This window comes from Methylobacterium sp. D53M (assembly GCF_053345625.1).
In genome coordinates this window covers 176,092-193,885 of record NZ_JBKFAL010000004.1, presented here as the reverse complement: position 1 = coordinate 193,885, position 17,794 = coordinate 176,092, and the positions used below count along the sequence as shown (strand labels likewise).

General features: G+C 71.1%; 16 protein-coding genes. 4 read left to right on the top strand and 12 right to left on the bottom strand.

Translation table 11 applies throughout. The features are described 5' to 3' along the window. Positions 1–432: 432 nt before the first annotated feature. Together ACLBYG_RS09995 and ACLBYG_RS09990 are read left to right on the top strand one after the other, a co-directional pair. Complete coding sequence (locus ACLBYG_RS09995; RefSeq protein WP_447681369.1) at positions 433–1,650, top strand: molybdopterin-dependent oxidoreductase; 1,218 nt, start codon at positions 433–435, stop codon at positions 1,648–1,650. A gap of 11 nt (positions 1,651–1,661) precedes the next feature. Then, complete coding sequence (locus ACLBYG_RS09990; RefSeq protein WP_447681368.1) at positions 1,662–1,994, top strand: cytochrome c; 333 nt, start codon at positions 1,662–1,664, stop codon at positions 1,992–1,994. Between the two features lie 9 nt (positions 1,995–2,003). On the opposite strand, the gene ACLBYG_RS09985 is transcribed toward ACLBYG_RS09990, so the two are convergent. The 5 genes from ACLBYG_RS09985 to ACLBYG_RS09965 form a co-directional block, all read right to left on the bottom strand. Then, entirely contained in the window at positions 2,004–2,891 is an 888-nt protein-coding gene (locus tag ACLBYG_RS09985) for a LysR substrate-binding domain-containing protein (protein WP_447681367.1), read from the bottom strand. Between the two features lie 34 nt (positions 2,892–2,925). Then, positions 2,926–4,143: an MFS transporter gene (locus ACLBYG_RS09980; RefSeq protein ID WP_447681366.1), complete on the bottom strand. Its 1,218-nt coding sequence runs from the start codon at positions 4,141–4,143 to the stop codon at positions 2,926–2,928. A 573-nt stretch (positions 4,144–4,716) separates the two neighbouring features. Beyond that, positions 4,717–5,451, bottom strand: a complete 735-nt coding sequence (locus tag ACLBYG_RS09975; protein WP_103984763.1) for an ABC transporter ATP-binding protein — start codon at positions 5,449–5,451, stop codon at positions 4,717–4,719. Then, entirely contained in the window at positions 5,432–6,169 is a 738-nt protein-coding gene (locus tag ACLBYG_RS09970; RefSeq protein WP_056528723.1) for an ABC transporter permease, read from the bottom strand. The genes ACLBYG_RS09975 and ACLBYG_RS09970 overlap by 20 nt, the downstream gene beginning before the upstream one ends. A 60-nt stretch (positions 6,170–6,229) precedes the next feature. Next, positions 6,230–7,210, bottom strand: a complete 981-nt coding sequence (locus tag ACLBYG_RS09965) for an ABC transporter substrate-binding protein (RefSeq protein ID WP_447681365.1) — start codon at positions 7,208–7,210, stop codon at positions 6,230–6,232. A 184-nt stretch (positions 7,211–7,394) separates the two neighbouring features. Here ACLBYG_RS09965 and ACLBYG_RS09960 point away from each other — a divergent pair, with 184 nt between their 5' ends. Then, on the top strand, positions 7,395–7,772 hold the full coding sequence (locus tag ACLBYG_RS09960; protein ID WP_020092026.1) for a 4a-hydroxytetrahydrobiopterin dehydratase: 378 nt from the start codon (positions 7,395–7,397) through the stop codon (positions 7,770–7,772). 15 nt (positions 7,773–7,787) lie between these two features. Here ACLBYG_RS09960 and ACLBYG_RS09955 read toward each other — a convergent pair whose 3' ends face one another. The 4 genes from ACLBYG_RS09955 to ACLBYG_RS09940 all read right to left on the bottom strand — a co-directional run bounded on the left by ACLBYG_RS09955 (position 7,788) and on the right by ACLBYG_RS09940 (position 13,473). Then, positions 7,788–8,009: a hypothetical protein gene (locus ACLBYG_RS09955; protein ID WP_012319732.1), complete on the bottom strand. Its 222-nt coding sequence runs from the start codon at positions 8,007–8,009 to the stop codon at positions 7,788–7,790. Positions 8,010–8,187: 178 nt separating this feature from the next. Further along, positions 8,188–11,253: an efflux RND transporter permease subunit gene (locus ACLBYG_RS09950; protein ID WP_447681364.1), complete on the bottom strand. Its 3,066-nt coding sequence runs from the start codon at positions 11,251–11,253 to the stop codon at positions 8,188–8,190. Positions 11,254–11,275: 22 nt separating this feature from the next. After that, a complete protein-coding gene (locus tag ACLBYG_RS09945) occupies positions 11,276–12,373 on the bottom strand; it encodes an efflux RND transporter periplasmic adaptor subunit (protein WP_056528714.1) in 1,098 nt (365 codons plus the stop codon). After that, positions 12,370–13,473: an efflux RND transporter periplasmic adaptor subunit gene (locus tag ACLBYG_RS09940; protein ID WP_447681363.1), complete on the bottom strand. Its 1,104-nt coding sequence runs from the start codon at positions 13,471–13,473 to the stop codon at positions 12,370–12,372. Before ACLBYG_RS09940 ends, ACLBYG_RS09945 begins: the two co-directional genes overlap by 4 nt. A 97-nt stretch (positions 13,474–13,570) precedes the next feature. On the opposite strand from ACLBYG_RS09940, the gene ACLBYG_RS09935 reads away from it, so the two are divergent. Next, positions 13,571–14,134: a TetR/AcrR family transcriptional regulator gene (locus ACLBYG_RS09935; RefSeq protein ID WP_020092021.1), complete on the top strand. Its 564-nt coding sequence runs from the start codon at positions 13,571–13,573 to the stop codon at positions 14,132–14,134. Between the two features lie 10 nt (positions 14,135–14,144). Here the strand turns inward: ACLBYG_RS09935 and ACLBYG_RS09930 are convergent, their stop codons facing one another. The 3 genes from ACLBYG_RS09930 to ACLBYG_RS09920 are packed head-to-tail and all read right to left on the bottom strand — an operon-like array spanning position 14,145 to position 17,538. Beyond that, entirely contained in the window at positions 14,145–15,209 is a 1,065-nt protein-coding gene (locus tag ACLBYG_RS09930) for a sensor histidine kinase (protein ID WP_020092020.1), read from the bottom strand. Beyond that, entirely contained in the window at positions 15,206–15,658 is a 453-nt protein-coding gene (locus tag ACLBYG_RS09925) for a response regulator (RefSeq protein ID WP_020092019.1), read from the bottom strand. The genes ACLBYG_RS09930 and ACLBYG_RS09925 overlap by 4 nt, the downstream gene beginning before the upstream one ends. Continuing rightward, positions 15,658–17,538, bottom strand: coding sequence for an MHYT domain-containing protein (locus ACLBYG_RS09920; RefSeq protein ID WP_447681362.1), 1,881 nt, complete (start codon positions 17,536–17,538; stop codon positions 15,658–15,660). Before ACLBYG_RS09920 ends, ACLBYG_RS09925 begins: the two co-directional genes overlap by 1 nt. Positions 17,539–17,794 lie beyond the last annotated feature (256 nt).

Here is a 17,794-nt window from a genome sequence, read left to right as displayed (position 1 = left end):
GCCGCACCGCCACCCGGAACGATCGGGAATCGCGATCAGTTCGTTCCATAAGTTCTGTTGGATTGAACGCTCGGCGAGAGGGATGGTGGCTTCCTGTTCCGGAGCCGAGCCGTGTAGCGCAGGACCAACCCTCTTTCGATCGCGTGCCGCATCCGCGGTTCCGTAGCCAGGCTTGGCTCCCGCCTCGCGGTCAGCCTCGGAGCCGTTGGCCCGAGGCGGTCGAGGCCGCGCTCGTCGGCCGAGTCCCGGACCCACACCCTCGCTCGCCGCGCTCACCGCCATCAGCCTCCACCTGATCCACCTTCCGGCATCGCGCGATGCCCAAGCCCGGTTCGAGGATCGTCAGGAGAGAAATCGGACCGCGGAACCGCGATCTGCAAACCGCAGAGCAACGGTCATCGAGTTACCCCACGCCGTTGAGGAGACATTGCCGTGAGCCAATCCGCCCTTCCCCGCCGTGCCGTGCTGGCCGGCCTCGGCCTCGGAGGCCTCGCTGCGGCCGCCCCGGCTTGGGCTGCCGGCACGGTCAGACTCCCCCTGCCCGGCGGTCCCGAGCAGCGCGCGGTCACGACCGCCTTCCCCGGGAAGGGCGCGATGATCCTGCAGCGCACCCGGCCGCCGCTGCTGGAGACACCCTTCGCGGTGTTCGACGAGGGCGTGTTCACCCCCAACGACCGCTTCTACGTTCGCTGGCACTGGGCCGAGATCCCGACCGCGATCGACGTGCCGTCCTTCCGACTGACAGTGCGCGGTCACGTCGAGACGGCCCTGTCGCTGTCCCTCGACGCACTCGCCGACATGCCGCGATTCGAGATCGCGGCGGTCAACCAGTGCTCGGGCAATTCGCGGGGCCTGTTCGTGCCGCGGGTCCCCGGCGCGCAGTGGGCCAACGGCGCGATGGGGAACGCCCTCTGGATCGGCGTGCGCCTGAAGGACGTGCTCGACCGCGCGGGCGTGAGGGCCGGGGCCGTACAGGTGCGCTTCGCCGGCCTCGACGAGCCGGTCGTGAGCGACGCGCCGCACTTCCGGAAATCCCTCGCCCTGGACCATGCCCGCGACGGCGAGGTTATGATCGCCTACGCAATGAACGGCGCGCAATTGCCGCTGCTGAACGGCTTCCCGCTGCGCCTCGTCGTTCCGGGCCGGTACTCGACCTACTGGGTCAAGATGCTGTCGGACATCGAGGTTCTGGACAGGCCCGACGATCAGTACTGGATGGAGACCGCGTACCGCATCCCGGACGTGCCGGGAGCCAACGTCCGGCCCGGCCAGACCGGCTTCAAGACTGTGCCGATCGACCGCATGGTGCCGCGCGCCTTCGTGACGAACCTGCAGGACGGCGCCCGGGTCGCGGCCGGCGCGCCGGTGGCCGTGCGCGGCATCGCCTTCGGGGGCGATTGCGGGGTCAGGTCCGTGGAGATCTCCACCGACGGCGGCGCGTCGTGGACGCCGACGCGGCTCGGGGCCGACGCGGGCGCCTACAGTTTCCGCCGCTTCGACGTCGGCTTGCCGGCCCTCGCGGCCGGCACCCGCGCCATCAAGGTCCGCTGCACCAACACGAACGGACTCGCGCAGCCGATGGACCCGGTCTGGAACGGCGCGGGCTTCATGCAGAACGGCGTCGAGACCGTGACGCTCCAGGTCGCCTGAGGAGAAGTTTCATGTCCCTGACGCCAACAGCGCGCTGCCTGGCCGCGCTCGCCCTGATCCCCGTCGCCGCGGCCGCCGCGCCGGAACCGATGCGCTTCACGTCGCAGCAGGTCGAATGGCCCACGTCCGATCAGGTCTTCCCGGCGGGACCGGGCGCCGAGGCGATCAGCAACACCTGCCTCGCCTGTCACTCGGCCGGGATGATCCTCACGCAGCCCGCCCTGTCGAAGGCGCAGTGGAGCGGGATCGTCGACAAGATGATTCACAGCTACAAGGCCAGCGTGGATCCCGCCGACCGGCAGGCCATCATCGACTATCTCGCCGCGCTGAAGCCGCGGCCCTGACTGCGCCGCTCACGGCGCCCCGTCTCGGATCAGCCCGAGCAGGGCGTCCGCGGCGCGGCTCCGGTACCGTTCCCTATGGCGCAGCATCCGGAAGGTCCGTGCCGGCAATGGGAACGGCGGCGCGACGAGCGCGCCGGCGGCCAGCTTGCCCGCCACGACCGCCTCCGACAGGACGCTCGCACCGGCCCCGGCCTCGATCGCGGCGAGCACGGCCTCGTTGGAGGGCAGCTCGAGCGACACCGTCACATCCGTGAGCGCCAGCCCCGCCGCCGCGAGCGCCGCCTCGAAGGCGGAGCGCGTTCCGGAACCCGCCTCGCGCAGCACCCACGGGTGGCCCGCGAGATCGGCGGCCGTCAGGGTCTCCCGGGCCGAGAAGGGGTGGCCGGCCGGCACGACGAGCACGAGCCGATCCTGCGCGACCGCCGCGCTCGCCAGGACCGGATCCTCGACCTCGCCCTCGACGAAGCCGAGTTCGGCAGAACCATCGGCGACCGCCCGCGCCACCTCCGCGGTGTTGCCCACGGCGAGCCGGATCGTGATGTCCGGATGGGCGGCCCGGAACGCGACGAGGTGGCGGGGCAGCCAGTGGCTGGCGATGGTCTGGCTCGCGTGAACGCGCAGGCTTCCCCGCCGCAGGCCGCTCAGGTCGGCCAAGACCCGCTCGGCCGCCTCGGCGCGGGCGAGGACCGCGCGGGCCTCTTCGAGGAAGACGCAACCGGCATCGGTCAGCTCGATCCCGCGGCCGACCCGGTGGAACAGCTTCACCGCGTGGCGCTCTTCCAGCCCGGACACCGCGGCGCTGACCGCGGACTGCACGATGTTCAAGGCCTCGGCCGCGCGGGTGACGTGCTGACGCTCGGCGACCGCCACGAAGATGCGCAACTGATCGAGGGTCATCGACGGGCTCTGCGACCGCGAGGGACGATCCAGGCTACCACGCCTTCGCGCCGCGCCCTGTCGTGAGCGCGAGCGCCGTCGCGGCCAGCGCCAAGGGCGCGAAGGACACCCAGAGAACCGTGTCCCAGCCGTAGCTCGTCAGCAGGCCCCCGGACGAGAACGAACCGACCGCCACCATTCCGAACACGATGAAGTCGTTGATCGACTGCACCCGCGTCCGCTCCTCCGGGCGATGACAGTCCAGCACCATCGCGGAGGCGCCGACGAAGCCGAAATTCCAGCCGACGCCGAGAAGGATGAGGGACAGCCAGAAATGCCCGACGTCCGCGCCCCCGAGTCCGACGAGCGCGGCCGCCCCCGTCAAGGTGAGGCCGGTCGCCACCACGCGGGACGCGCCGAAGCGCGTGATCAGTCGCCCGGTGAAGAAGCTCGGGCCGTACATGGCGATGACGTGCCACTGCAGGCCCAGATTGGCATCCTCCTGCGCGTGGCCGCACAGGCGCATGGCCAGCGGGGCGGCCGTCATGACGGAGTTCATCAGGAGGTAGGACACGGCCCCGCAGATCACCGCGATCACGAAGCGCGGCTGCGCGAGAATGACGGCCAGCGGTCGTCCGCCCGAGACGGACCCGGCGGCCGGCCGCGGCAGGCGAACGCCCGCCAGGATCAGGGCGGCCGCGGCGGCGACGGCGGCCTGGGCCAGGAAGGTGGCGGCGAACAGGTAGGGAGGCCACAGGTCCATGGTGTGGGTGACGAGCTGCGGCCCGATCACCCCGCCGAAGACACCGCCGGCCATGACGAACGACAGCGCCCGCGGGCGGCGGTCGGCCGGAACGCAGTCCGCGGCGGCGAAGCGGAACGAGAAGACCACGGCCGCGTAGGCGCCCCCGAGGAACATCGCCGCGCAGAACAGCCAGAAACTGGCCGCGACGATCGCCCAGGCCGAGAGTAGGCCGACGAGCACGCCGCACCCGGTGCCGACCATGAAGGCGGTGCGGCGCCCGTGGCGCCTGGCGATGCTGCCGGTCGGAAGGGCGCAGGCGGCCATCCCGACCACGAAGATCGAGATCGGCAATGTGGCCAGGACCTTGCTGGGCGCGAGCATGTTGCCGACGACCGCGCCCGTCGCGAACACGACGGTCGAGTTCGCGCCGGCGAGGGCCTGCGCGACGGCTAGCCTGACCACGTTGCCGGTGCCCGACCGGTCGGCGACGGGCGCGCGGTCGATGGCCGAGGGGGACGTGCGGGACATCGGGACGCTCTGGATTCGACAAGGCTCCGCGGCCGGCCGGTCCGGCGTTCATCGCGGCGCGGGGCCGACCTCGGGTGGGCCGGTTCGACGAGGGCACCGGTATAGCGGCGGCGTTCTCGTCCGTATCGCGACGCGATGACAAACCGTGCCGCCCGGTCCTTCGCCGCAACTCGCGTATCCGGGTCGATCGGTGCATGCTCGCCGCAGGATCGCCCGCCGTGCGGCAGCGATCCCGAGCGGTCGCGCCTGCCGCGGCTCTTCCGCCCTGTAGGCTTTCGCCCCGCTGCCCGACACGGCCTCCGCCGCGTCGCTGAAGGTGCCGCGTTCCAGCACCTCCCGCTTCGCGTGCGCGAGACCGCCGAGAACCGCCCGCGCGAACGACCCGCCGAGACTGATCCGCACCTCCCTCGGGCGCCCCTACGCCAATCGGGTCCCGCGGGGGGATGGCCTGCCTGGCCGGGGATCGTCCGAGGTTGAGATGGAGGGAGGTTCAACGATCGGTTCGGGAGGCGCGCTGAACGCAGTGGCCGATCTGGACCGATGGCATCGGCCGAACGGCCGGCGCGACACGCGTCACTGCGCGATGATCTCCGGATGCTGCGCGGCGAGGTTCGCCCGCGTCGCCTCGGCCCAGGCGCGGTCGCGTTCCCGGCGCGGCCGGTCGAGGCGGACGTCGGCGATGAGACTGGCCGGGCGCCGCGACACGAGGAGCAGCCGGTCTGCGATCCCGATCGCCTCGGCGACGTTGTGCGTCACCATCAGCACGCTCATGCCGGCCCGGTCCACCGTGTCCACCACGAGGCCGCGCAGCTCCGCGGCGGCGGCGTCGTCGAGGGACACGAACGGTTCGTCGAGGACGAGGACGCGCGGCCCGTCGGCCAGGGCGCGCGCCAGCGCCACGCGCCGCTGCATGCCCAGCGACAGTGCCTTCGGGTAGCGCGTCCGCCACGCCGTCAGGCCGAGCCGCGCGAACAGATCGTCGAGATCGCGCCCGCGGCGTGCCCGGGGCAGGCCGAGGCGGACGTTGTGCTCGACGCTGCGCCAGGGCAGGAGCCGCGGCTCCTGGAACACGATGCCCGCCCGGTCCGCGCCGGAGACGCGGCCCTCGAACGCGGTGTCGAGGCCGAGCAGGATCCGCAGGGTGGTGGTCTTGCCGGCGCCCGACGGCCCGATCAGGCAGACGATCTCCCCGGCGCCGACGCCGAAGGTCAGGTTCCGGACGGCCTCGACTGCCTCGGCCCGGGCGGGCCGGTACCATTTCGACGCGATCGCGACCTGGAGGACGGGCTCAGCGCCAGCGACGGACATAGGCTTCGAGCCGCTGGAGGAGGAGGACGTCGATGCCGATCATCACGGCCATGAAGACGAGGCTGTAGCCGATGATGGCCGCCACGTCGGTGCTCTGGACGAAGTAGTAGTTGATCGCGAAGCCGACCCCGTCCGGGCGCCCGAGCAGCTCCACGACCAGCACGATCTTCCAGGCGAGCGAGAGACCCGACCGCGCCGCCGTGACCATGTAGGGCTGGAGCTGCGGGATCAGGATGTCGCGGGCCCAGCTGCGCCGGTCGAGCCGGTAGGCGCGGGCCATCTCGTCGAGCCCGGGATCGAGATTCCGCGCGCCCTCGCGCACGATCACCGCGACGTTCGGCAGCTTGTTGAGCACCACCGCCAGGATCGCGGCGGTCTCGGTGAGGCCGACCCAGACATAGGCCAGGACCGTGATCACCAGGGCGGGCGTGTTCAGGAGGACGAGCAGCGGCGTGTCGAGGGTGAGGTCGGCGGCCTTGGACCGTCCGAGCGCGACGCCGAGGAGGACGCCGAGGACCATCGCCACGGTGAAGGAGATCGCCACGCGGAGCAGCGTCATGCCCACGTTGTGCGCGAGGTCGCCGCGCTCCGCCTCCTGAACGATGAAGCGCAGCACCGCAAGGGGCGCCGGCAGCAGGCGGGAGCCCGCCTCCATCGCGGCGAACTGCCAGGCGGCGAGGAGCACGGCCAGGGACGCGATACGGGTCAGCGCGCCCATGCGGTCCCGATGATCCTGATAGTCTTGACGGTCGACACGCGCGCCCGCCGGGCGGCCGCCTCAACCATTGCGGCCGGTGTAGTAGAGGTCCGGCGGGAGCGCGTTGCCCTTTCCGACGAGGCGGGCGCCGCCGAGCCGCGCCATCACCGCGTAGAGCTTCTCGGCGTCGGCGCGCTCCTCCGCGATGGAGCGGCGCGGAATGCCGGCCAGGAAATCGTGCTTCAGGGCCTCGAAGGTCGCCTCGTCCTCCGCCGCCATCAGCGGGCGCACGATCTCCCACGTGCTCGGGTCGGAGGCGAGCATGTCCTTGGCGGCGCGCGAGGCCCGGCCGAAGGCCGCCACGGCCGCGGGCTTCTCCTTCACGGTGGCGTCCTGGAACAGGTAGCCGATCAGCGCCACGTCGCCCGGAACCCCGAGGGCGTGCATGATGTCCTCGGCCCCGACCAGCTGCCGATAGCCCTTGGCCTTGAGGCGGGCGCAGTAGGTCCAGTAGGTCAACGCCGCGTCGAGGGCGCCCTGCTCCAGCTTCAGCGTGATCAGCGGCGGGGCGCCGTAGGCGATCTCGGCGGCCTGCTCGAGGTCGATGCCGGCCGCGTCCTTGGCCTGTGCCCGGAGGAGGAGCCAGTTCTTGTCCAGGGGGCCGCCCGCCACCCCGAGGCGCTTGCCCGCGAGATCCTTGAGGTTCTTCACCGGGCTGCCGCCCGGCACCATCACGCCGCCCTCGGAGGTCGAGTACGGGATGAAGCGGACCGCCTGGCCGTCGTTGCCGAGGCGGGCAGCCCAGAGCAGGTCGCCGATGATCGTGTCGACCTGCCCGCCGATGAAGCTGATCCGGGCCGCGTCGTTGCCGGCGAGCTTGACCGCGTCCAGCTCGAAGCCGTTGGCCGTGTCGAGGCCGCGGGCCTTGATCACCGCCGCCTCCCAGGTGGACGTGCCGAAGGGCAGGCTGCCGAGGCGAATCGTCGGCACGTCGGCGCGCGCCGCCCGCAGGCCGAGGCCACCGAGCAGGCCCCCGGCGAGCATCGCGCGCCGTGACAGCATCACGCCTTCTCCCATCGTATTGCGCAGTCTTCAGCGGCGGCAGACTGGAGTGCCGATCGAGCCGGACGCCATTGCCAAAAGGTCATAGGGCTCACACCGGTTTCCGTCCACCGCGGCAAACACGCTTGCGCGCAACCGGCCGCGGCGGCACCCTCGGCCGCGACGGCTTCATCGGAGATGGATCATGAGCGAGCGACGCGAGGGCGCACTGGACGACGCGACCGTGGAGGCGCGGCTGAAGGCCGAGCTGCCCGCCTGGCGGCTGGAGGACGGGTGGATCCGGCGCACCTACAAGACGTCCGGCTGGAAGAGCACCCTGATGGTGATCAACACGGTCGGTCACCTCGCCGAGGCGGCGTGGCACCATCCGGACATCACGGCCTCCTACGCCTGGGTCGAGGTCCGGCTGATGAACCACGCGGCCAAGGGCATCACCGACAAGGATTTCGCCCTCGCCCGGAAGATCGAGGAGGTCGTCTCCTGGCAGCCGGGCCTGGAGGGACAGGGGCTCGAAGGCACCCCGACCGATCCGCGCTTCGCCTACATCAAGTACGAGAAGTAGCGGCCGCCGCGTGCGTCACCGCGGCTCCTTCACCCGGCGGCACTCCGTCTTCAGGTAGGCGGTCTTGCCGATCTCCTCGCGCAGCTCGGTGCGGGCGATGATCTCCTGCCAGCCGGTGGCGCAGCCGAGTTCGTTGGCGACCCGGACCTTGCGGACCTCGAGCGCCTGGGCGTCCGTGCAGGAATCCTGGGCGATCCCGTTGGCACAGACCAGGACGACGGCGATGAAGGCGTTCATGGGCAAGACGGTCCTCGGTTCCGTCGCACCCTACGCGCGGGAGTACCGCCGGGTTTCCGGCGGTGCGGTCCAGCCCGCGTGAAACTTGGTCACGGTCGGCCCGCCCTGAGGGGGCGGAGGGGCGGGCCGACCGTTCCTCGCGGCGCCCGCGGGCGCCGCGATCGCGTGGTCCGGCCGATCAGCCGGCGCGGGCCGCCGGCGCGCCGCTCGTCTCCGGGCGGATGCGGTAGCAGCCGATGTAGAGGGCGGGCAGGAACAGGAGCGTCAGGAAGGTCGCCGCCAGGATCCCGCCGATCATCGCGAAGGCCATCGGCCCCCAGAACACCTCGCGGGCGATGGGGATCAGGCCCAGGCTCGCCGCGGCGGCGGTCAGGAGGATCGGCCGCATGCGGTGGTGGGTCGCCTCGAAGACCGCCTGCCAGGGCGCCATCCCCTCGGCCCGGAACTCCTCGATCTGGCTCACCAGGATCACCGCGTTGCGGATGATGATCCCGATGAGCGCCAGGATGCCCAGGATGGCGACGAACCCCATCGGCTTGTCGAACAGGAGCAGCGCCGGCACCACGCCGATCAGGCCGAGCGGCGCCACGGTGAAGACGAGGAGCATCCGGCCGAAGCTCTGGAGCTGCATCATCAGCAGGAACGCCATGGCCAGCAGCATGACCGGGACCACGGCCGCGATCGGGCCCTGGCCCTTGGCGGATTCCTCCACGGCGCCGCCGGTCTGGACCGTGTAGCCCTCCGGGAGCGCCTTGATGAAGGCGTCGAGGCCGGGCTGCAGGGCGGCCACGATGGTGGCCGGCTGGGTCGCGTCGTGGATCGTGGCGCGCACCGTCACGGTCGGGAGGCGGTCGCGGCGCCAGACGATCGGCTGCTCGAGATCGTAGCCGATCCGCGCGAAGGCGAGCACCGGCACCACCGTGCCGTTGGCGAGACCGACCTGCAGCGACTGCAGCGTGTCCAGCGAGGACCGCTCGGCGGCGCGGGCGCGGCCGACGACGTTGACGAGGTAGATCGAGTCCCGGACCTGCGTGATCGCCTGCCCGCCCTCGATCCCGTTCAGGATGCCGGCGACGTCCTGGCTGGTCACGCCGAGCTGGCGCGCCTTGTCCTGGAGGATCTCGACGCGCAGGACCTTGCCGGGCTCGTTCCAGTCGAAGGTCGGCACGTCGAGGCGCTTGTCGGCCGCGACCACGTTGGCGAGGTCGAGCGACAGGCGGCGCACCGTCTCCATGTTCGGGCCGCTGAGGCGGTACTGCACCGGCCGGCCCACGGGCGGCCCGAGGCTCAGGGGCTGCACCAGCACGTCGGTGCCGACGAAGTCGCGCAGGCCGATCGTCTGCAGGCGCGCCATCACGCGGTCGCGCACCTCCAGCGACTTCGTGACGATGACGATCTGGCCGAAGAACGCGTTGGCGAGCTGCTGATCGAGCGGGAGGTAGAAGCGCACCGCGCCCTCGCCGACGTAGGACGACCAGCTCGTCACGTCCGGATCGTCCTTCAGGTTCGCCTCGAACCGGTCCATCTGCGCCCGGGTCTCGGCGATGGTGGCGTTCTGCGGAAGGGTCAGGTCCACCAGCACCTCGGACCGGTCCGAGGACGGGAAGAACTGCTGCTGCACGTGACCCATCCCGACGATGGCCGCCGCCATCAGCCCGAGGCAGACCACCACCGTCGTCCAGTGCCAGCGCATGGCGAGCCGCAGCGCCCAGACGAACAGGCGCGTGAAGATCCCCTCCTTCTCCGTGTGGTGCTTCATGGTCTTCGGCAGGAGCGTGACGCCGACGAGCGGCGCGAACAGGACCGCCACGACCCAGGAGACCAGCAGCGAGGCCGCGATCACCACGAACAGTGAGTAGGTGTACTCGCCGGCGCCGGAGCCGTTGAAGCCGATCGGCAGGAAGCCCGCCACCGTCACGAGCGTCCCGGTCAGCATCGGGAACGCCGTCGACGTGTACGCGAAGGTGGCGGCCTTCCGCAGCGTATCGCCCCGCTCCAGGCGGGCCACCATCATCTCGACGGTGATCATGGCGTCGTCGACGAGGAGGCCGAGCGCGATGATCAGCGCGCCGAGGGAGATGCGCTGGAGGGTGACGTCCATGATCTGCATGACGACGAAGACGATCGCCAGCACGAGCGGGATCGACACGGAGACGACGAGGCCGGCCCGGACGCCGAGGCTCACGAAGCTCACCCCCAGCACGATGATGACGGCCTCGACCAGCGCCTGGGTGAAGCCGCCGACCGCGTGTTCGACCTGCTTGGGCTGGTCCGACACGAGATGGACGCCGACACCGAGCGGCAGGGTGGCCTCGATGGCGCGCATGCGCTCCTTCAGCGCCTCTCCGAAATGCAGCAGGTTGGCGCCCGGACGCATCGCGATGGCGAGGCCGATCGCGGGCTTGCCGTCCACCCGGAACAGCGGTGCGGGCGGATCCTCGTAGCCGCGGCTGATCTCGGCGATGTCGGCGAGGCGGAAGAAGCGGTCATTGACCCGCAGGTTGAAGTCCTGGAGCGAGGCCTCGGAGGCGAAGGAGCCGCTGACCCGCAGCGAGATGCGCTCCGGCCCGGCCTGCACCACGCCGGAGGCCGAGACCGCGTTCTGCGCCTGCAGGGCCTTGATCAGGGCCTGGAAATCGATGCCGTAGCCGGCGAGCTTCCGGGTGGAGAAGTCGAGGTAGATCGTCTCGTCCTGCGTGCCGATTAGCTGGGTCTTGCCGATATTGGGCACCCGCAGGACCTCGGTGCGGATGCCCTCGACGTAGTCGCGCAGCTGCCGGTGCGTCAGGCCGTCGGCCGTGAACGCGTAGATATTGCCGTAGACGTCGCCGAACTCGTCGTTGAAGAACGGACCCTGCACGCCCTCCGGGAACTGACCCTTGATGTCCCCGAGCCGCTTGCGGACCTGGTAGAAGGCCGGCTGGATCTCGTTCTTCTTCAGCGTGTCGCGGAACTGGACGAAGACTGTCGACGATCCGGGCGTCGTGTAGCTGCGGACGAAGTCGAGGCCGTTGAGCTGCTGGAGCTCCTTCTCGATCCGGTCGGTGACCTGATCGAGGGTGTCCTTGATGGTCGCGCCCGGCCACGTGGTCTGCACCACCATGGTCTTGATGGTGAAGGGCGGATCCTCCTCACGGCCGAGGCGGGTGTAGGCCATCAGGCCCGCGATCAGCGAGACCAGCATGAGGAACCAGACGAACGAGCGGTGCCCGAGCGCCCAGTCGGAAAGGTTGAAGTCCTTCACGCGAAAACCCCGTGCGGCCGGATCAGACGGCGCCGTCGGTCAGGCGCACGGCCTGGCCTTCCTTGATGACGTGGACGCCCGCGACCACGACGCGCTCGCCGGCCTTCAGGCCGGCGACGACCGCGACGCGGCCGTCCTCGGCGTTGTCCCGCGCCGCCACGGTGACGTCGCGGCGCGCTACCGACTTCCCGTCGGGCGAGACGACCCAGACCGAGCGGCGGTCACCGTCCTCGAGCAGCGCCGAGGCGGGCAGCAGGACGGTGGGCGCGACCTTGCGCATGAGCGACACGTTGATGGTCGCGCCGAGCCGGAAAGCCGGGCCGGGATCGTCCAGGGTGATCCGGATGCGCTTGGACCGCGTCCCCGACTCGGCGAGGGGCGCGATCTCGCGGACGCGCCCGCGCGCCGTCAGCTCCGGCGCGCTCTGGAGCGCGACGGTGAACACGCCGTCCGACGGCAGAGCCCCGACATGGGCCTCGGGAATGTCGACCACCGCCTCGCGGACGTCGGGCCGCGCCACGGTCACGACGCCCTGGCCGGCGCTGAGCACTTGGCCGACCTCGGCGAGGCGCTGGGTCACGACACCGTCGAACTCGGCCTTCAGCTCAGTGTAGCCCATCTGGTCGCGGGCCTTCTGGAGGCTCGCCATCGCCTGATCCACCCGGGCTCGGGCGGTCTCGCGCTTGGCGACAGCCTGGTCGAGCGTCGCCTGGGAGACGGCGTTGCCGGTCATCAGGCGCCGGGTCCGCGACTCCGCGGCCTCTGCGTTCTCGGCCTGCGCCTTCGCGTCGGCCAGGTCGGCCTCGGCGCGGGTCAGGTCGAAACGGGTCACGATGGTGTCGAGGGCCGCGAGGCGCTGGCCGCGGGTGACGAGGTCGCCGATCGTTACGTCCCGCGCGACCATGCGCCCGGGGATCTGGAAGCCGAGCTGCGCCTGGTAGCGCGGCTCGATCGTGCCGGCGAACGGCCCGAACGTGACGGTGTCGCTCGGTACGACAACCTGCGTCAGCACCGGACGGACCGGGGCCGCCGCGGCTTCGCCCCCCTCCTCGCCGTGACCGTTGCACCCGGCCAGTGCCGTCGCGAGGAGGCCCAGGACGAGATACGCGCGCGCCGTCATGGGCGGTCTCCGATCTCGGCGGCCGCGACCGTCTGGCCGGGACGCAGGAACTGGATGCCGGCGACGACCACGCGCTCGCCCGGCTCGACGCCGCGCTTCAGCGCGATGATATCGGGGCCGAAGCGATCGATCTCCACCGCGCGGACCGAGACGGTCTTCCGGTCCGGATCGTAGACCCACACCGAGGGCTTCCCGTCGTAGCGGTAGAGCGCCGACCAGGGCAGGATCACCGATTCGTGCGGCGCGAAGCGCCCGCGGCCGATCACGACGGCGCCGAGCCCCATGGCGGCGGGCGTCGACTTAAGGCCGATCTTGACCCGCACCGTGCCGCTGGCGGCATCCACGGTGGGAGAAATCTCCCGCACGGTCCCGACCGCGGTGACGGACGGGTCCGACTGCAGCGCCACCGCGACGGTGTCGCCGGCCGGCGGCTGGGCCAGCAGCGATTCGTAGACGTTGAAGACCGCGTCGCGGGGCCCGTCCTGCGCGACGACCAGCACGGTCTGGCCCGACTGGACCACTTGGCCGACCTCGAAGCTGCGGCTCGTCACCACGCCGGACACGCCCGCGCGCAGCTCGGTATAGGAGAACTGCTCCTGCGCGGTTCCCAGCGCCGCCTTGGCCGAGTCGACCGCCGCCTGCGTGGTGCGCAGCTCCTGCTCGGCGTTGTCGTAGGTCGAGCGGGTCGTGAAGCCGCCGGCCAGGAGCTGCTTCTGGCGCTCGTACGACATCTTCGCCTGCGTCAGCAGCGCCTCGGCCGAAGCCAGGGCGGCCTTGGCGTTGTCGAGATTCGCCTGCTGCGTCAGGGGTTCGAGGACGGCGAGGACCTGATTGGCCGAGACGTGGTCGCCGACCTCGACGCGCCGCTCGGCGACCTTCCCGTTCGTCCGGAACGAGACGTTGACCTGCGCCTGGGCCTGGACGTCGCCGGTCACCACCACGTCGAGCGCCATTGGTGTGCGACGCGCCTGCACGACCCGCACGCGCGCCACGGCGGAGTCGAGCGCCGTCTCGGGCGCGGCCTGGGCGCACCCGATCGACGCGAGCGCGGTTAACATCAGCAGCGCAGATGCGGATGGAAGGAAGGCGATGCGGTTCATGCGATCGACCGTGTCGGCGCGACTCGTGCGAATTGCGTGGCGCGTTCCTACGCCATCCGTTACATACCGTCCAGACGGTTTTTAGTGCAGGTCCGTGATGCAGGCGAAGCGACAGCGACTGGCGGCGCGCCCCGAGATCATCCTGGAGGCGGCCGCGGCCGTTCTCCTGAAGGGAGGCGTCCGCGGGCTGACCATCGACGCGGTCGCGGCCGAGGCCGGGCTGAGCAAAGGCGGCGTCCTGCACCATTACGCGTCGAAGGACGCCCTGGTGGGCGCGCTGGTCGCCCGCAAGCTCGCGGATGTGCGCGCGGAGATCGACGCCTGCGCGCGGGAGATACCGGCCGGCCCGTCGCAGCTTCCCAGGGCGATGGTGGCGCATATCCGCGGGCATTACTGCGACGACAACGAAGCGGCGCGCGCACTCCTCCTGGCATCGATGGAGTCACCGGAGGCGCAGAAAGACTTTCAGGCGTTCGTCGCGGATCAGCTGGACCAGCTCGGACGGATCGAGGGCGCTCCCCCGGGCGAGGGCTCCGTCCTGTACTTCGCCATCCTCGGTCTGTTCATGAGCCGGGCGCTGGGCTTCCAGCAACTCGACGAGGACGCCCTGGCGCCGATGCTCGAGGCCCTCGACCGCATCGCCGGGCGAGCCGGCGGCTAGATCCGGACGCTCAGGCCTGGAATGCGAGGACGGCGCGCGTCCCGGCGCTTCGAGGGGCATACGACAGGGCCGAGCGCAGGTTCGACGCCATGGCGCGCACGATGCGCGACCCGAGACCGGTGCCGCGGACCTCGCCCTCCCCGGTCCAGCCGATACCGTCATCCTCGACGGCGAGCAGCACGGTGTCGGCGGCGTCCCGCTCGACCGCGACGCGGATCTCGCCCGACGTGCCGACCGGGTAGGCGTACTTGTAGGCGTTGGTCACGAGTTCGGTCACGACAACGCCGACCGACACGGCCTTGTCGGTCGAGAGCCGCACCGGCGCGGCACGAAGGCGGATCGCGTGGTCGCGCCCGCTCGCCCGCATGGCGGCCTGCAACTCCTCGACCAAGCTCTGCAGGTAGGCGTCGAGCTCGACGGATTCGACGTCGTCGGACGTGTAGAGGCGGCGGTGGATGCCGGCGATCGCCGAGATCCGGGCCTGCATCTCGTCGAGCGCCGCCTTGGCGGCCGGGTCGGTGACGGCGTTGCGCTGCATGTGCGCCAGGGCGGCGACGAGGGCCAGGGAGTTGGCCACGCGGTGGTTGACCTCGCGCAGCAGCAGCTCGGCGCGGTCGCGCGCCTCGCGCATCTCGGCCTCGGCCCGCTCCTTGTCGCGCCGCAGGCTCTCCTGCCGGAGGGCGGTGGCGACGGCCTCGCCGAGCAGCTCGCGGAACTGACCCTGGACGTCCTTCCAGACGTAGTCCACCGCTCCGGCCTTCAGGGCCGCCACGGCGACGCGGCTGTCCTCGGAGCCGGTCACGTAGATGACCGGCGGCGCCTCGGGCAGCGCGCGGATCTCGGGCAGCAGGTCGAGGCCCGTCTGTCCCGGCATGTGGTGGTCGAGGGCGACGGCGTCGATCCCGCCCTGGGCGAGCCGCGCCAGCCCCGCCGCGCCGTCGGGACAGAGCTCGACCGCGTAGCCGCGCGCCTCGAGGGCGCGCCGGACCAGGCGGCCGAGGCCGGGATCGTCGTCGATGTAGAGGATGCGTGCCGCCGCGGCGGTGCCGTCCCCGCTGGCACGCCGAGCAGTCATGGGTTCTGCGGAACCTGCATGACCGAGAAGAACAGCCCGAGCTGGCGGATCGCGTTCGCGAAGCCGTCGTAGCTCACCGGCTTGGTGATGTAGACGTTGGCCCCGAGGTCGTAGCAGCGCTGGATCTCGCGGCTGTCGTCCGTCGTGGTCAGGACCACCACCGGGGACCGACGCGTGTGCGGGTTCGCCTTCACCTTCTCGAGGATGTCGAGGCCGGTCATGTCCGGCAGGTTGAGGTCGAGCAGGATCAGCAGGTGCCGTCGGGCGCTCGCCTCGCCGGAGCCGTCCGGCCCGAGCAGATAGTCCAGCGCCGAAGTGCCGTTGCGGAACGGCACGATGTCGTTGTTGACGCCGGCGCGTCGGATGTTGCGCTCGATCAGGCGCGCATGGCCCTCGTCATCCTCGATCATCACGATGCTGACGGGGTGCACGGGCCGCTCCACGCTCATTAGGCGGCGATGGGCGCCGGTTCGGGGTCGATCCGGACCGCTGTAGCTGTCCCGTGCGGCAAGGTCACGTCGAACGTCGTGCCCACACCGAGTTCTGAACGGATCTCGATCCGGCCCCCGAACGAGCGCACCAGCGCCTTCACGTGGGCGAGACCGATCCCCTCGCCCGGGCGGTCCTGGGCGCCCGATCGGCGGAAGAGTTCGAAGACGCGGGCATGGTCCCGCGCGGCGATCCCCCGGCCGTTGTCGGCGACGGAGAAGCAGACGCCGCGTTCGCCCACGGCCTTGGCCGTGACGGTGATCCGTCCGGGCCGGTTCGGGTCGAGGTACTTCACGGCGTTGTCCAGCAGGTTGCCGAAGACCTGCTCGATCGCGAGCCGGTCGGCGACGATCTCGGGCAGGTCGCGGGCGATCGTCACCGTGGCCCCGACCGCCTCCGCCTGATGCCGCTGGGCATCGGCCACGCCGCGGAGCACGCTCGTCATGTCGAGGGCCTCGGGCGAGAATTGTCGCCGGCCCTCTCGCGAGAGCTTGAGGATGGCGGCGATCAGCCCCTCCATCCGGTTCACCGCCGCCTTGATGAAGCCGAGCGCCTCGCCGAAATCGGCGTCGAGCCGCTCTGCCGCGGGGTGATCCCGGAGGGCCGCGGCGACCTCGGTCCGGGTCGCCTCCAGCTCGCTCGTGAATCCCATCACGTTGACCAGCGGCGCGCGCAGGTCGTGGCTGACGATGTAGGCGTAGCGCTGGATCTCCTCGTTGGACTCGCGCAGGTCGGCTTCGGCCTGACGCTGCTCGGTGATGTCCGTGTGGACGCCGACCCACTCGCGGATCTCGCCGCGCGCGTCGAGGACCGGGATGGCACGGATCGCGAAGTGTCGCCACGTCCCGTCGCGCACCCGAACCCGGTGCTCGTGGACGTAGGTGCGCCGCGCCCGGACGGTCGCGTTCCACGTCTCGACGGAGACCTCCATGTCGTCGGGATGGACCGCGTCGGCCCAGCCGTAACCCTGATACTCCGCCCGCGTCTGACCGGTGATCGCGCTCCAGCCCGGCTGCTCGCCGAGCATCCGGCCCGTCGCATCGTTGGTCCAGAGCACGCCGCGCACGGCCTGCACGGCGGCCCGGAACCGCGCCTCGCTCGCCTGGAGCTCGCGCTGCACGCGCTGCTGGTCCAGCGACGAGGCGAGCATCGCCAGGAACAGGATGAGGAACGTGGCACCGGCGACGTAGAGGGCGAGGTTCTGCTGAGCCGGAGCGCCGGTCACCGCGTGGGCGGTGTGGGCGCCGCCCGCCTCGGCGGTGATCGTCGCCGCCGCCATGCCGGTGTAGTGCATGCCCGCCACCGCGAGGCCCATCACGCAGGCCGCGACGAGCTTCTGCCAGACGCCGTGTTGCCGGAAGGAGAGCCACAGGGCGGCGGTCGCCGCGGTCACGGCGATCGCCACCGAGAGCGCGATGATCGCCGGGCTATAGGCGAGGTCGCCGGGGATCCGCAGCGCCGCCATGCCGGTGTAGTGCATGCCTGCGACGCCCAGGCCCATCAGCGGGCCGGCGACGAGAAGGCTGCCGGTCCCCTCGCCGACGCGCGCCACCCACAGGAAGGCGGCGCCGGTCGCCGCGACGGCGATCGCGAGGGACAGGAGCGTGAGTCCGGTATCGTAGGCGGCCGGCAGGCCCATCTCGAAGGCCAGCATGCCGATGAAGTGCATCGACCAGATGCCCCCGCCCATGGCGAGGGCGGCGCCGGCGATCCACGGCCAGCGCGGTCCCGCGACGGGCCCGCGGATCCGCGCGCCCAGGTCCAGCGCGGTGTAGGACGCGAAGACCGCGAGGCCGATCGACAGGGCGACCAGCGCCGGATTGTAGCCAGTATGGACCATCGACTGCGATCGACGCGTGAAGGAGCCTTCTCGCGATGTATCCCGGGTGATCCGTCGGCGCTATCGCGATTCCGAGACGCATGAAGCTCCCGAACATCGAGCCGCGTCGGCGAGCACCGAGACCGGCGCCGGGACCAGAACGGATCGGCCACCGCGATCGGCATCCCGGTGCGCGCCACACAGGCTCAGGCAAGCAGGGTCAGCGATGATGCACCGCGACTCCCGTCAGACGAGACCGGCAGACAGGATGCGCGCC